Source organism: Cellulomonas persica (assembly GCF_007989825.1).
GTDB classification, from domain to species: domain Bacteria; phylum Actinomycetota; class Actinomycetes; order Actinomycetales; family Cellulomonadaceae; genus Cellulomonas; species Cellulomonas persica.
The window spans coordinates 38088-51282 of record NZ_BJUA01000016.1 but is presented as its reverse complement, the minus strand read 5'-3'; the positions used below and the strand labels follow the sequence as shown (position 1 = coordinate 51282).

The following is a 13195-nucleotide window of genomic DNA, read 5'->3' as shown; positions in this document are numbered from 1 at the left end:
GTCAGTACGCTCCCGTCCCGGCCAGCACGGCCCGGCCCGTCTTCCACAGGATCATGAGGTCCATCGCGACCGACCAGTTGTCGACGTACCGCAGGTCGAGCCGGACCGACTCCTCCCAGTCGAGGTCGGAGCGTCCACTGACCTGCCACAGACCCGTCAGTCCGGGCTTGACGTGCAGCCGGCGGTGCGCGCTGTCGTGGTAGTCGGCGACCTCGGACTCGAGCGGCGGACGCGGTCCGACGATCGACATGTCGCCGCGCACCACGTTCCACAGCTGCGGGAGCTCGTCGATCGAGAACCGGCGCAGCACACGGCCCACGCGCGTCACGCGCGGGTCCTGCCGCATCTTGAACAGGACGTCGTTGCCCTCCGAGAGCGCCTCGAGCTCGGCGCGACGCTGGTCGGCGTCGACGTACATCGTGCGCAGCTTGTAGATCGTGAACGGCTGACCGTCGATGCCCACGCGCGTCTGCTTGTAGAACGCCGGACCCCGCGAGTCGAGGCGGATCGCGACGGCGCTGACCAGCACGACCGGCAGCGCGACGACGCTCGCGACGAGCGAGACCACGAGGTCGAGCAGCGACTTGCCGACGAGCCGGCGGCGCGGCTGGTCCACCTGGACCTGGAGCAGCGACAGGCCCGCGGTCGGCCGCACCGAGAGGCGCGGACCGGCGACCTCGACCAGGTCGGGCGCGACGACGAGGTGCGCGCCCGCGCGACCGAGCGCCCACGACAGGCGACGCAGCGCCTCGCCGTGCACCGACGCGCCGGTGACGACGACGACCTCCGCCGCACGGTCCGCGACGACCTGCACCACGTCCGCGATCGCCCCGACCACCGGGACGCCCTCGACGAGGTCCGCGTCGTCGACCGACGGGAGGCACACACCGTCGACCCGGTAGCCGTGGTACACGGCGTCCGACAGGTCCCGCACGACGCGGCCCGCCGACTTCTGGTCGCCCACGACGATCGTGCCCATCATGGCCTCGCCCGACGAGCGCTGACGGTGCAGCCGCAGCCGCATCACGTAGCGCTGCAGGCCGGCGAGCACGACGACCCCGGGCACGCCGACGAGCACGACCTCGCGCGGGACGTCGACGCGCGTGAAGTACGCGACCGCCATCAGCACGACGCCGAGCGTCAGCGCGGCGCGGCCGATGGCCTGGAACTCCGTCGGGCCGTCGCCGAGCACGTTGCGCAGGTAGCCGCGGTAGGCACCCACGGCGGCGACGAACAGCGGCGCACCGAGTGCCGCCAGCACCACCGAGCGCGACGTCGGCTCGACCATCACGGCCACGGCAGCACCGACGAGCGCTGCCGCCACCAGGTCGCTCGCGATCGCGAGGAGCGCGTACCGCACCCCCATGTGCTGCCACAGCACGCGCCGGGCGTTGGTCGAGTTGAAGATCGTGTCCCGGACGACGAACGGCTCGGTCGACGCCCAGGACCGTCGAGGTTCGACCGCTCGTCCACGTCGATCCGGCAAGCCGGGAAGGGTGGCCGGGGTCCTCCCCACGGTGAGCGTCATCAGCAGTTCTCCCTGTCCGTACCTGGAACGTCCCGCACGACGTTCCAGTGACAGAAGGAGGCTATGCGCCCGATTACGCCTCGTCAGCGTTCTTTGTCCGATTTCACCCGGTTCCGGATGGAGTGTCCGCCCATCGGGTGACCGCGGTGCTCAGGCCTTCGTGTGGTACCTCTGCTGCGCGTTCTCGAGGCCCTCGAGGACCACGGCCTCGACGGCGTCGGCCGCGTGGTCGAGCAACCACGGCAGGTCCTTGGCCTCGGTCGTGGAGAAGTCCTTGAGCACGAAGTCCGCCGGGTCCTGCCGGCCCGGGGGCCGGCCGATGCCGACGCGGACGCGCACGTACTCCTTGGTGCCGAGCGCCTTCGTCGTGTCGCGCAGGCCGTTGTGCCCGCCCTCGCCGCCGCCGCGCTTGAGCCGCACGTCCGCGAACGGGATGTCGAGCTCGTCGTGCACCATGACCACGCGCTCCGGCTCGACGCCGTAGTACTTGGCGAGGGCCGCCACGGGCCCGCCCGAGACGTTCATGTAGGTGGTGGGCTTGGCGAGCACGACGCGCGGGCCGGGCGCTCCGCCGGGCAGCACACCGAGCCGCGCCTCGGCGACCGCGGCCTGAGGCCGGCGGGACAGCAGCCCGCTCGCGCGCGCGCCGAACGTCGCCCCCGTGCGGCGCGCGAGCTCGTCGAGCACCATCTGCCCGACGTTGTGCCGGTTGCGCGCGTACTGCGGCCCGGGGTTGCCGAGCCCCACGACGAGCCAAGGTCCGTCGGTCACGGAGGTCCTCCAGAGTGGGCGGTGCGGAGTCCGGACGCGCGGACGCCCGGTACCGCGCGAACGGTACCGGGCGTCGGCGTCGATCAGGTGCGGCTCAGGCCTCGTCGGCCGCGCCCTCGGCGTCCTCACCCAGGTCCTCGGCCGAGGCACGCGGCGTGGAGATCGCGACGATCGTGATGTCGGCGTCGCCCGCCAGCGTCGTGCCCTGCGGCAGCGTGACGTCGCCGGCCTTGACGATCGTGCCGTCCGCGAGGCCGTCGATGTCGACCTCGACCGACTCGGGCAGGTGCGTCGCCTCGGCCTCGAGGGACAGCGTCTGCGTCTCGACGACGTGGATCGTGCCGGGGGCCGACTCGCCGACGACCGTCACGGGGATCTCGACGAGGACCTTCTCGCCCTTCTTCACGATGAGCAGGTCGACGTGCTCGATGACGTTCTTGACCGGCTCACGCTGGACGTCCTTGGCGAGCGCGAGGACCGGCTTGCCGTCGATCTGGATCTCGAAGAGCGCGTTGGCGTGCTTCACCGCGAGCATCGTCTCGTGGCCCGGCAGCGCGACGTGCACGGGCTCGGTGCCGTGCCCGTACAGGACGGCGGGGATCTGACCGGCGCGGCGCAGGCGGCGCGCGGCGCCCTTGCCGAACTCGGTGCGGGCGGTGGCGGCGAGCTTGACCTCGGACACGATGACTCCAGTGGTGCTGGGCGCACGGTGGCGCGCGGAACTGACGAAGACTGGCGCTTGGCCGGTGGCCCCACGAGGGGACGGAAGATCGGGCGTGGCCTCGACGCGGGGCGCAGGACGGGCGTCACGCACACGCGGAGGCGCTCGCCCAGTCGATCACGGACTGAGCGGGCGGTGGGTGGTGCTCCTACCGTCCGACGTCCCTCGCCGAGGCAACCCGTAGATCTTACAGGGTGCGGACGGGTTGCCCAACCGGGTCCGGCGTGATCCGCGTGCTGCCTCTCGAGCGGCTCGCTCGCGCGCCGCTCGGGTGCGAGGCCTCAGGCGTTGCCGTCGAACAGGCTCGTCACCGAGCCGTCGTCGAACACCTCACGGATCGCCCGGGCGATCAGCGGAGCGATCGACAGGACCGTGAGCTGCTCGAACCGCTTCTCCTCCTCGACCGGCAGCGTGTCGGTGATGACCACCTCACGCACGCCGCACGAGCTGAGACGACCGACGGCGGGCTCGGACAGGATGCCGTGCGTCGCGGCGACGATGACGTCCTTCGCGCCGGCCTCCTTGAGGACGCGCACGGCCTCCGAGATGGTGCCGGCGGTGTCGATGAGGTCGTCGACGAGCACGCACGAGCGGCCTTCGACGTCTCCGACGACGCGGTTCGCGACGGCCTTGTTCGCGGTGCGCACGTCACGCGTCTTGTGCACGAACGCGAGCGGCCCTCCGCCGAGCTTGGCGGCCCACTGCTCGGCGACGCGGATACGACCCGCGTCGGGCGAGACCACGGTCACGTTCGTCAGGTCGACGCGCGTGCGGACGTAGTCCACGAGGATCGGCATCGCCCACAGGTGGTCGACCGGCCCGTCGAAGAAGCCCTGGATCTGGGAGGTGTGCAGGTCCACCGACATGATCCGGTCCGCACCCGCGGTCTTGAACATGTCCGCCAGCAGGCGTGCCGAGATCGGCTCGCGGCCGCGGCTCTTCTTGTCCTGCCGCGCGTAGCCGTAGAACGGGGCGACGACCGTGATCGTCTTGGCCGAGGCGCGCTTGAGCGCGTCGACCATGAGCAGCTGCTCCATGATCCACTTGTTGATCACGGGCGACGCGTGGGACTGCAGCACGAACGCGTCCGCGCCACGCACCGACTCACCGAACCGCGTGTAGATCTCCCCGTTCGCGAAGTCGTACGCGGTGGTGGGGACCAGCTCGATGCCGAGCTCCTCGGCCACCGACTCCGCCAGCTCGGTGTGCGCGCGGCCCGAGACGACGACCAGTCGCTTCTCGCCGTCGTGGGAGATGATCCCGGTCATCGCGTGTAGGTCCCCTCAGTGCCGTTCTCGGTGTCCTGTGCCGGGTCCGGCAGGTGGGCGGGCTGGTCGGGCAAGGTCGGTGGCGGCGTCACCGGGATGCCGCGCGCGGCGGTCGCGGCGCGCTCGCGCTCGGCGCGCGCCTGCGGCGACAGCTCCTCCTCGCGTGCGGCGGGGCCGTTCGCCTTCGCCGCGGCCTCGGCGGCCGGGGTGCCCGCGCGCGACCGCTGCACCCAGCCCTCGATGTTGCGCTGCGCGCCGGCGCTCACGCCGAGCGCACCCGCGGGCACGTCGCGGCGGATCACCGAACCGGCGCCCGTGTAGGCGCCGTCACCGATCGTGACCGGCGCGACGAACATGTTGTCCGCCCCCGTGCGGGCGTGCGAGCCGATCGTCGTGCGGTGCTTGTTCACGCCGTCGTAGTTGACGGTCACGGACGCGGCACCCACGTTCGAGTGCTCGCCGATCGTCGCGTCGCCGATGTACGACAGGTGGGGGACCTTCGAGCCCTCGCCGATCTGCGCGTTCTTGGTCTCGACGAACGTGCCGATCTTGCCCTTGCGGCCCAGGACCGTGCCGGGGCGCAGGTACGCGAACGGACCGACGCTGGCCTTGTCACCGATCACCGCGAGGCTGCCGTGCGTGCGCGACACCGTCGCGCCCTTGCCGACCTCGACGTCGGTGAGCGTGGTGTCCGGGCCGACCGTCGCACCCTCGCGGACCACGGTCGCGCCGTGCAGCTGCGTGCCGGGCAGGAGCGTCACGTCGCGCTCGAGCTCGACGTCCACGTCGACCCACGTGGTCGCCGGGTCGACGACCGTCACGCCGTCGCGCATCCAGTCCTCGAGCAGGCGGCGGTTGAGCTCGGCCGCGAGCGCCGCGAGCTGGACGCGGTCGTTGACGCCCTCGACGACGAACGGGTCGTCGGTGCGCAGCGCGCGCACGTGCCCGCCGTCCTCGCGGGCGATCGCGAGCACGTCGGTCAGGTAGACCTCGCCCTGCGCGTTGTCGCGGCCCAGGCGTCCGAGCGCGCTGCGCAGCACCGCGGCGTCGAACACGTAGATGGAGGAGTTGATCTCGCCGATCGCGCGCTCGTCGTCGGACGCGTCCTTGTGCTCGACGATCCGCAGCACGTCCCCCGTGCCGGGCTCACGCACGATCCGGCCGTAGCCCGTCGCGTCCTCGAGCTCGGTGGTCAGCACCGTCACCGCGTTGCCGTCCGCGTGGTGCGCCGCGAGCAGCTCGCCGAGCGTGCCCGCGTCGAGCAGCGGGACGTCACCCGCGACCACGACGACCGCGCCCTCGAGCAGCACGCCCGACGCCGACCCGGGCACACCCGGTCCGTCGAGGGCGGCCACCGCGCCGGCCTGCGCGGCGGCGTCGAGCGCCGTCATCGCGACCTGGACCGCGCGGCCCGTGCCCGGGATGGCGTCCTGGTCGGCGATCAGCGCGGCGGGCGCGATGTCCGCGACGTGTGCCGCGACCTTGTCGCGCTCGTGCCGCACGACGACGACCACGCGGGCCGGGTCGAGGGCCTGAGCGGTCGCCAGCGCGTGCCCGAGCATGCTCCGGCCGGCCAGGGTGTGCAGGACCTTGGGTGTCGCCGAGCGCATCCGCGTTCCCTCACCTGCGGCGAGGACGATGACGGCGGCTGGGCGGGGGGTGGTCACCTGTGGGTGCTCCTCGCGGGGTGTGCCCGACGATCCGGGCGGCGGAACCGTGCGCGTCCGTCACTCTACCGCCGCGCTCCCCCGCTCCCGGACGGTCCGGGAGTCCCGGCCGTCCGGTGTGACCAAGGACCCACCCGTGTGCACAGGCGACGACGAGACGACCCCGACGCGCCGACCTGCGGCGACACACCACCCGTTCGCCGGATCGACCGGCCGCCGCCGCTCTGCGACGGTGCTCACGGCGCGCACCGTGCGCGGTCAGACAGGGGGCCTCGTCATGAGGACACGCATGGCCGCGTCGATCGGCGCACTCGTTCTCGCACTGGGGGTGCTGATGGCCCCCGCAGCGTCGGCCGAAGACCCGACCTTCAGCGTCACCGCGACCGTCGCGACGCGCGGCGGCACGCCGATCCCCGACGAGGACGTCAGGCTCCTGCCTGCCGGCGGTTCCGACGAGGACCCGGTCGACGAGGGTGCCACCGACGCCTCCGGCGTCATCACCTTCCGGGACGTCCCCGCGGGCGACTACGTCGTCTCCTACCGCAGCGTCTGGGAGCAGAGCGCGCCCGCGACGGTCGCCGTCACCGTCGACGGCAGCGAGGAGGTGTCGTTCGTCCACCCACGCCTCGTCGCCCTGTCGGGCCGGGTCGTCGACGACCTGACCGGCGAGCCGGTCCCGTACGTGATGCTCTCGGGCTACCGCGAGCTGCGCACGGCCGAGCTCACGCTCCCGACCGACGTGAACGGTCGTGGAGCGACCTTCGCGCCGGCCGGCTCGTACACCGTGCGCTTCGACGAGTGGCACGAGGTCTACCGCCGCACCGTGCTCGCGAAGCTGACGCTGAAGGCGGGCTCCGACGTCACGGGCAGGGCCTTCCGGCTCGTCCGCAAGTCGCACGTGACCGGGCGCGTCACTCTCGGTGACAAGGCTGTCGACGACGCGCGCGTCCTAATCGGCAGCGGATACGTCCAGACCTCGTCGTCGGGCCGGTACTCACGGGACGTCGAACCCGGCTCCTACTCCGTGCGGGTCTCCGGCGACTCCGAGCGGCGCTGGTTCACGACCTACCTCGGCGGCACCGTGCGCAAGCCCGACGCCAAGAAGGTCGTCGTCCCGCTCGGCAGGGACGGCGTCGCGGACATCGCGCTCGTGCGCTCGGCGACCGTCAAGGGCCGTGTCGTGGGCCGCGACGGCCGGCCCGCGAAGGGCATCACGGTCTACGCGTGGAACACCGACCGCGAGGGCCAGGTGAACGCCAGGACGAACAGCGACGGCCGGTACACGCTGCGCGGGCTCGCCACCGGCGAGGTCGCGCTGCAGGCGCAAGGCGGGACGTCGTCGCTGCCCGCCGAGGGCAAGACGACCGTGTGGGCACGGCAGGGCGAGGCCGTCGCGGCCAAGCAGATCACCCTGATGGACGACGCGATCATCTACGGCCAGGTCACGACCGCGGGCTCGAGCCCCACCAGGCAGGACGTGTCGCTGTCGACCTCGACCGGCACGTTCCTGGGCACGTTCCGGCCCGACGCGGACGGGTGGGTCGGGTTCGCGGCGTTGCCCGCCGGGACGTACTACGTGCACGTCGACGGCTCGAACCTGCGCCGTCAGGTCGTCGTCCGCGCGCACAAGACGGCGACGTTCGGCACCCTCACGCGCGGCGAGCTGCGGACCGTGTCCGGCAGGGTCACCGACTGGGCGGGCAAGCCCGTCGCGGGGGCGTCCGTGCACGTCTACGACCAGTACGGCACGGCGTACGCGACGGTGCGCACCGGGTCCACCGGCAGGTACACGATCCGCAGCGTGGTCTCCGGCAGCTACCAGGTGAAGGTCACACCGAAGGCGTCCAGCCCGCTCGCGTGGGGGCAGGTCGCCCTCAGCGTGCGCGCCGGGAAGGACTCCGTGCGGGACGTGCGGCTCGGCAAGGGCGCGACCATCACCGGGCTCGTCGTCACCACCAAGGGCAAGCCCGCGATCGGCGTCACGGTCTGGTCGCAGGAGGGCCACAAGGCCACGACCGACGCGACCGGCCGCTACACGCTCACGGGCGTCAAGCCCGGCCGGCAGACCCTGAAGATCACCGACCCCGACTACGTGGGCGGCTACCGCGACGCGACGACGACCGTGACCGCGAAGGGCGGCGCGACCGTCACGGCTGCGCGAGCGACCGTCCGCTGACCTCGTCCCCGCCTCGTCCGAGCGTCCACCGCCGGGCGAGGCGGCGGGCAGTCACCGCACCGACGACCACGGTCGCGCCGAAGCCGACGAGCAGCAGCGCGACGAGGTCGAGCTCGCGGCCCTCGCGCAGCGGGTGGTCGGCCAGGTCGACGAGCGCGGTGGTCGCGGTCCCCCACCCCAGCACGACGCTCGTCGTCAGCACCCCGACGAGCCCGACGACCGCGCGCCGCGTACGAGCCTCGATCGCCCCGCCCGCCGCGGCGGGCACCATCAGCACCGAGAACACGATCGCGATCCCGAGCGTCCCGACCACCGAGAACCCCGTCTCGGCGTCGACGACGTCCGCGACGAGCCGCATCAGCACCCGCGCGACGAGCGCGGTCCCCACTCCGACGACGACCGCCGTCCCAGCCGCGGCACCGACCACCCGACCCCACCCCGGCCGCGGCGCACCGTCACCGCGCTCGGGCACGTCGTCCGTCACTGCCCCCGCGCCGCGGACCACGGCCGTCGGCGGGGCAGCGGACGTCGGGGCGACCGGGGTCTGGGTCGTCGGGTCGGCGGTCAACGTCGTCTCATCTCGACTCATGCCGCTCCATGAGCCGGTCGCGAGCGCCCACGTACCCCAGCGGCGCAGGATCACTCCTTCGAGTGCCTGGGCTGGGCGCCGGCTGGCTCCGCCCCCAGGATTCGAACCTGGACCGCGAGGCTCCAAAGGCCTGCGTGCTGCCGTTACACCAGGGCGGAACGTCGGCCGCGCGCGGCGCCCGACGGCGCCCCAGTCTGCCAGCCCGACCATCCCTGCCCGACATCCCCGCCCGACATCCCCGCGCGCGAGCTCGGCAGTCTGGTGCGAGCTCGGCAGTCCGGACTGCCGAGCTCGGTCCGGAGTGCCGAGCTCGGCACGACGGCCGGCGTCGCCGGGGGCGCGCCGGTCGCCCGGCCGCGTGATGCCGCCGGTCACGGCGTGGGACGGGGCCTGGTCGGGTGCGGTGGCACGGCATGATGGGGCCGTGGCGGAGAAGCGAGCACCCCGATCCCGGATGACCGGGGTGCAGCGGCGCGCCCAGCTGCTGGACGTCTCGCGCAAGCTGTTCGCCGAGAAGGGCTTCGACGGCACGAGCGTCGAGGAGATCGCGGCGCGCGCCGAGGTCTCCAAGCCGGTCGTCTACGAGCACTTCGGCGGCAAGGAAGGCGTGTACGCGGTCGTCGTCGACCGTGAGGTCCAGGGCCTGACCGGCGCGCTCACGGGCGCGCTGGAGGGCGGCGGCCACCCCAAGGTGCTCGTCGAGCGGACCGCGCTCGCGCTGCTGTCCTACATCGAGTCGAACGAGGCGGGTTTCCGGATCCTCGTGCGGGACTCGCCGGTCGCGCAGGCCATCGGCACGTTCTCGAGCCTGATCGGCGACGTCGCGACGCAGGTCGAGCACCTGCTCGCCGACCAGTTCAAGAAGCAGGGCCTGGACCCCAAGACCGCGCCGATCTACGCCCAGATGCTCGTCGGGATGGTGGCGCTGACCGGGCAGTGGTGGCTCGACGCGCGTCGGCCCGGGAAGGCCGACGTCGCGGCGCACCTGGTGAACCTCGCCTGGAACGGCCTCATGGGGCTCGAGCGTCGGCCCACGCTGACCAAGGCCACGACGAACGAGACGATCGGCCAGTCCCCGGCGACGTCCGGGCGCACGGCCGCCGACGACTCCTGACCGGCGCGGAATCGGATCCCACCCGAGACGGCCCGCACGTCCTGGGCTCAGATCTGTCGATGTCAAGTAATCTCGTCGGCATGGCACACGAGGACCGCGCGGCCCACGACGAGGTGGACCGGATCGTCGCTGCCTGGCACCGGGAGCGACCCGACCTGGACGTGCGCCCGCTCGAGGTCCTCTCGCGCGTGAGCCGCCTCGCGCGGCACCTCGACCTCGCCCGGCGCGGCGCGTTCGACCGGCACGGGCTGGAGACGTGGGAGTTCGACGTGCTGTCCGCGCTGCGGCGCGCCGGCACGCCGTACCGGCTCTCGCCCGGCGCGCTCCTGACGCTGACGCTCGTGACGTCGGGGACCATGACGAACCGCATCGACCGGCTCGCGGAGAAGGGTCTGGTCGAACGTCAGCCGTCGCCCGACGACCGCCGCGGCGTGCTCGTGCAGCTCACGCCGTCGGGCCTCGCGCGGGTCGACGCCGCGTTCGCGGACCTGCTCGACACCGAGCGCACACTCCTGGGCGACCTGTCCGAGCAGGACCGCACGCAGCTCGCGAGCCTCCTGCGCGAGGCGCTCCTGCCGTTCGACGCGCCTCACCCGCACTGACGCGGGACGCGGGTCAGGTCGCGAGCTCGGCGGCTTCCAGCCAGGCCTCTTCGAGCTCGTCGCGCTCGGCGGCCAGGGCGCGCAGCTCGGTGTCGAGCCGCTGGATCGCGGCGTAGTCCGTCGCCTGCTCGGCGAGCTGCGCGTGCAGCGCGGCCTCGAGCTCGGTGATCTTCGCCAGCCGACGCTCGATGCGCGCGATCTCCTTGCGCGCGGTGCGCACCTCGGCGGCCGACCGCGTCGGGGCGGGTGCCGCGCCGGCACCGGCTCCCGCGGTCTCGTCGGACGACGAACCCGCCACGCGCGCGGGCAGAGCTGAGGACACAGCCGACGACGAACCCGCCGACGACGCGGTCGGCGAGCCGGCGGCGAGCGCCGCGCGGCGCAGCGCGAGGTACTCCTCGACGCCGCCGGGCAGGTCGCGCAGGTGGCCGTCGCCCAGCAGCGCGAGCTGCCGGTCGCACACGCGCTCGAGCAGGTAGCGGTCGTGCGACACGACGATCAGCGTGCCGGGCCAGCCGTCGAGCAGGTCCTCGAGCGCCGCGAGCGTGTCGGTGTCGAGGTCGTTCGTCGGCTCGTCGAGCAGGAGCACGTTGGGCTCGCCGACGAGCAGGCGCAGCAGCGAGAGGCGGCGCCGCTCGCCGCCGGACAGGTCGCGCACGGGGGTGCGTGCGCGGTCACGCGTGAAACCGAGCCGCTCGACGAGCTGGGCGGCGGTGAGCTCCTTGCCGCCCACGACGACGGACCGCTTCTCGGCCTCGACCACCTCGACGACGCGCAGGTCCGCGACCTCGTCGAGGTCCTCGACGTCCTGCCGCAGCTCGGCCACCTGGACGGTCTTGCCGCGCTTGACGCGCCCCGAGTCGGGCGACAGCCGGCCCGAGAGCAGCCGCAGCAGGCTCGTCTTGCCCGCGCCGTTGACACCGACGAGCCCGTAGCGGTCCCCCGGCCCGATGCGCCACGTGACGTCGTCGAGCAGCGTGCGCCCGCCGAGCGCGAGCGTGACGCCCTCGACGTCGAGCACGTCCTTGCCGAGCCGCGCGGTCGCCATGCGGGACAGCTCGAGCGAGTCGCGCGGCGGCGGCTCGTCGGCGATCAGCGCGTTCGCGGCGTCGATGCGGAACTTGGGCTTCGACGTGCGGGCCGGCGCGCCGCGGCGCAGCCACGCGAGCTCCTTGCGCAGCAGGTTCTGCCGCTTCTCCTCCGTGACGGCCGCGGTGCGGGCGCGCTCGGCGCGCGCGAGCACGTAGGCCGCGTACCCGCCGTCGTACTGGTCGACGACACCGTCGTGCACCTCCCACGTGCGCGTGCAGACCGCGTCGAGGAACCAGCGGTCGTGCGTCACGACGACCAGCGCCCCCGAGCCGCGCGCGAACCGCTGGACCAGGTGCTCGGCGAGCCAGGCCACGCCCTCGACGTCGAGGTGGTTGGTGGGCTCGTCGAGGACGAGGACCTCGTCGTCGCTGACGAGCAGCGCGGCGAGCGCCACGCGCCGGCGCTGACCACCGGACAACGTCGCGACCTGCGCCTCGAGGTCGACGTCGGGCAGCAGCCCGGCGTGCACCGCACGGATGCGCGGGTCGGAGGCCCACTCGTGCGCGTCGGCCGAGCCGTGGATGGCGTCGAGCACGGTGCCGGCCGCGAGCTCGTCGCGCTGGTCGAGCATCGCGAGCCGGACCCCGCCGGCACGCGTCACGCGCCCGTCGTCCGGCTCCTGGACGCCCGCGAGCACGCGCAGGAGCGTGGACTTGCCGGCGCCGTTGGGACCGACGACACCGATCCGCTGCCCGTCGTCCAGGCCGAGGCTGACCTCGTCGAGAAGGACGCGGGTGCCGAGCGCGAGGGAGACGCGATCCGCGCCGAGCAGGTGAGCCATCAGGGCACGAGGCTACCCGGCCCCGCGCGCCCGGCTCGACGACGCCCGCGCGCTCAGCGGCTCAGGTACGCGCCCAGGGAGTCGAGGATCTGCGCGCACCCGGTCTCGCGGTTCGCGGCGTCCTCGGCGCCGCCGGTGTAGACGCCCTGCTCGGTGTAGGTCAGGCGCGTGCCGCCGTCGACCGCCTCGAACGTCGTCGTGACGAGCGAGGTCGAGAAGTACTCCTCGCCGATCCACATGTCGTACGTGTGCACGATGCGGCGGTTCTCGACGAGATCGCAGTACCGGGCGACGAAGCGCGAGCGCGGTCCGCCGTGCCACTGGCCGTCCTCGACGGTCTTCCCGCCGACGACGAAGTCGTGGCTGGCCTCGGTGGTGTCGAAGCCCGGGTCGTTGCCGAACCACTGCGCACGCTCGTCGGCGTCCGCGTGCGCGGCCCAGACGCGCTCGACCGGGACGGGGTAGGTGCGCTCGATGACGAACGTCGCGTGTGCGAGGTCGGTGGTGGTGCTGGTCATGGCTGCTCCTGGGAAGAGTCGGATGCCTCGGGTCCGCCGGCCGCGGCGAGGTGGTCGCCGAGCCGGTCGAGGCGGCGCTCCGCCGGCAGGCGCTGGTGCTGGAGCCAGGCCGTCGGGCCGGCGAGGGCGCCGGGGACGAGCGAGCAGGTGCGGACGCGGCCGACCTTCTGCGACGTCACGATCCCCGCGGCCTCGAGCACCGCGAGGTGCTGGAGGACCGCCGGGAGGGACATCGCGAGAGGCTCGGCGAGCGTGCCGACCGTTGCGGGACCGCGGACGAGGCGTTCGACGATCGCCCGGCGGCTCGCGTCCGACAGGGCGCGGAACGCCGTGTCGAGATCCGAATGGTTAAGCATCTCCTTAAGTAT

General features: G+C 73.0%; 12 protein-coding genes, 1 tRNA gene and 1 pseudogene. 3 read left to right on the top strand and 11 right to left on the bottom strand.

Going from position 1 to position 13195, the window contains the following annotated elements:
* Position 1: 1 nt before the first annotated feature.
* From CPE01_RS13965 to glmU, 5 genes are all read right to left on the bottom strand, one after another.
* Complete coding sequence (locus CPE01_RS13965; protein WP_246783955.1) at positions 2-1486, bottom strand: sugar transferase; 1485 nt, start codon at positions 1484-1486, stop codon at positions 2-4.
* 192 nt (positions 1487-1678) lie between these two features.
* A complete protein-coding gene (gene pth / locus CPE01_RS13960; protein ID WP_146807426.1) occupies positions 1679-2299 on the bottom strand; it encodes an aminoacyl-tRNA hydrolase in 621 nt (206 codons plus the stop codon).
* 94 nt (positions 2300-2393) lie between these two features.
* Positions 2394-2981 carry a 50S ribosomal protein L25/general stress protein Ctc gene (locus CPE01_RS13955; RefSeq protein WP_146807425.1) on the bottom strand — a complete coding sequence of 196 codons (588 nt, stop codon included), beginning with the start codon at positions 2979-2981 and terminating at the stop codon, positions 2394-2396.
* Between the two features lie 320 nt (positions 2982-3301).
* On the bottom strand, positions 3302-4288 hold the full coding sequence (locus CPE01_RS13950; RefSeq protein WP_146807424.1) for a ribose-phosphate diphosphokinase: 987 nt from the start codon (positions 4286-4288) through the stop codon (positions 3302-3304).
* Positions 4285-5955, bottom strand: coding sequence for a bifunctional UDP-N-acetylglucosamine diphosphorylase/glucosamine-1-phosphate N-acetyltransferase GlmU (gene glmU, locus CPE01_RS13945; RefSeq protein WP_146807423.1), 1671 nt, complete (start codon positions 5953-5955; stop codon positions 4285-4287). Before glmU ends, CPE01_RS13950 begins: the two co-directional genes overlap by 4 nt.
* Positions 5956-6232: 277 nt before the next feature.
* On the opposite strand from glmU, the gene CPE01_RS13940 reads away from it, so the two are divergent.
* Positions 6233-8131 (top strand): carboxypeptidase regulatory-like domain-containing protein, encoded by a 1899-nt coding sequence (locus tag CPE01_RS13940; protein ID WP_186811551.1) that lies wholly within the window; start codon positions 6233-6235, stop codon positions 8129-8131.
* Here the strand turns inward: CPE01_RS13940 and CPE01_RS13935 are convergent.
* Together CPE01_RS13935 and CPE01_RS13930 are read right to left on the bottom strand one after the other, a co-directional pair.
* Positions 8103-8720, bottom strand: a complete 618-nt coding sequence (locus tag CPE01_RS13935; protein WP_146807421.1) for a hypothetical protein — start codon at positions 8718-8720, stop codon at positions 8103-8105. The genes CPE01_RS13940 and CPE01_RS13935 overlap by 29 nt on opposite strands.
* Positions 8721-8803: 83 nt before the next feature.
* Positions 8804-8878: transfer RNA gene (locus CPE01_RS13930), tRNA-Gln, on the bottom strand.
* Positions 8879-9174: 296 nt separating this feature from the next.
* Between CPE01_RS13930 and CPE01_RS13925 the strand changes: the two genes are divergently transcribed.
* Complete coding sequence (locus CPE01_RS13925) at positions 9175-9834, top strand: TetR/AcrR family transcriptional regulator (protein WP_146807441.1); 660 nt, start codon at positions 9175-9177, stop codon at positions 9832-9834.
* Between the two features lie 80 nt (positions 9835-9914).
* Positions 9915-10436, top strand: a complete 522-nt coding sequence (locus CPE01_RS13920) for a MarR family winged helix-turn-helix transcriptional regulator (protein ID WP_146807420.1) — start codon at positions 9915-9917, stop codon at positions 10434-10436.
* Positions 10437-10449: 13 nt separating this feature from the next.
* On the opposite strand, the gene CPE01_RS13915 is transcribed toward CPE01_RS13920, so the two are convergent.
* From CPE01_RS13915 to CPE01_RS13905, 4 genes and pseudogenes are all read right to left on the bottom strand, one after another.
* On the bottom strand, positions 10450-11841 hold the full coding sequence (locus CPE01_RS13915) for an ABC-F family ATP-binding cassette domain-containing protein (protein ID WP_371862012.1): 1392 nt from the start codon (positions 11839-11841) through the stop codon (positions 10450-10452).
* Positions 11827-12309 (bottom strand): annotated as a pseudogene (locus CPE01_RS17040) (ATP-binding cassette domain-containing protein); the annotation flags it as partial. The gene CPE01_RS13915 and the pseudogene CPE01_RS17040, both read right to left, overlap by 15 nt.
* A gap of 53 nt (positions 12310-12362) precedes the next feature.
* Positions 12363-12827 carry an SRPBCC family protein gene (locus tag CPE01_RS13910; RefSeq protein WP_146807418.1) on the bottom strand — a complete coding sequence of 155 codons (465 nt, stop codon included), beginning with the start codon at positions 12825-12827 and terminating at the stop codon, positions 12363-12365.
* Positions 12824-13183, bottom strand: a complete 360-nt coding sequence (locus tag CPE01_RS13905) for an ArsR/SmtB family transcription factor (RefSeq protein ID WP_146807417.1) — start codon at positions 13181-13183, stop codon at positions 12824-12826. Before CPE01_RS13905 ends, CPE01_RS13910 begins: the two co-directional genes overlap by 4 nt.
* Between the last annotated feature and the right edge of the window lie 12 nt (positions 13184-13195).

What these genes read in the sequence shown, in the direction of transcription:
- CPE01_RS13910 (WP_146807418.1), bottom strand. Translation starts at nt 12,827, where the DNA reads ATGACCAGCACCACCACCGACCTCGCACACGCGACGTTCGTCATCGAG.
- CPE01_RS13950 (WP_146807424.1), bottom strand. Translation starts at nt 4,288, where the DNA reads ATGACCGGGATCATCTCCCACGACGGCGAGAAGCGACTGGTCGTCGTC.
- CPE01_RS13935 (WP_146807421.1), bottom strand. Translation starts at nt 8,720, where the DNA reads ATGAGTCGAGATGAGACGACGTTGACCGCCGACCCGACGACCCAGACC.
- CPE01_RS13905 (WP_146807417.1), bottom strand. Translation starts at nt 13,183, where the DNA reads ATGCTTAACCATTCGGATCTCGACACGGCGTTCCGCGCCCTGTCGGAC.
- CPE01_RS13940 (WP_186811551.1), top strand. Translation starts at nt 6,233, where the DNA reads ATGAGGACACGCATGGCCGCGTCGATCGGCGCACTCGTTCTCGCACTG.
- CPE01_RS13920 (WP_146807420.1), top strand. Translation starts at nt 9,915, where the DNA reads ATGGCACACGAGGACCGCGCGGCCCACGACGAGGTGGACCGGATCGTC.
- CPE01_RS13925 (WP_146807441.1), top strand. Translation starts at nt 9,175, where the DNA reads ATGACCGGGGTGCAGCGGCGCGCCCAGCTGCTGGACGTCTCGCGCAAG.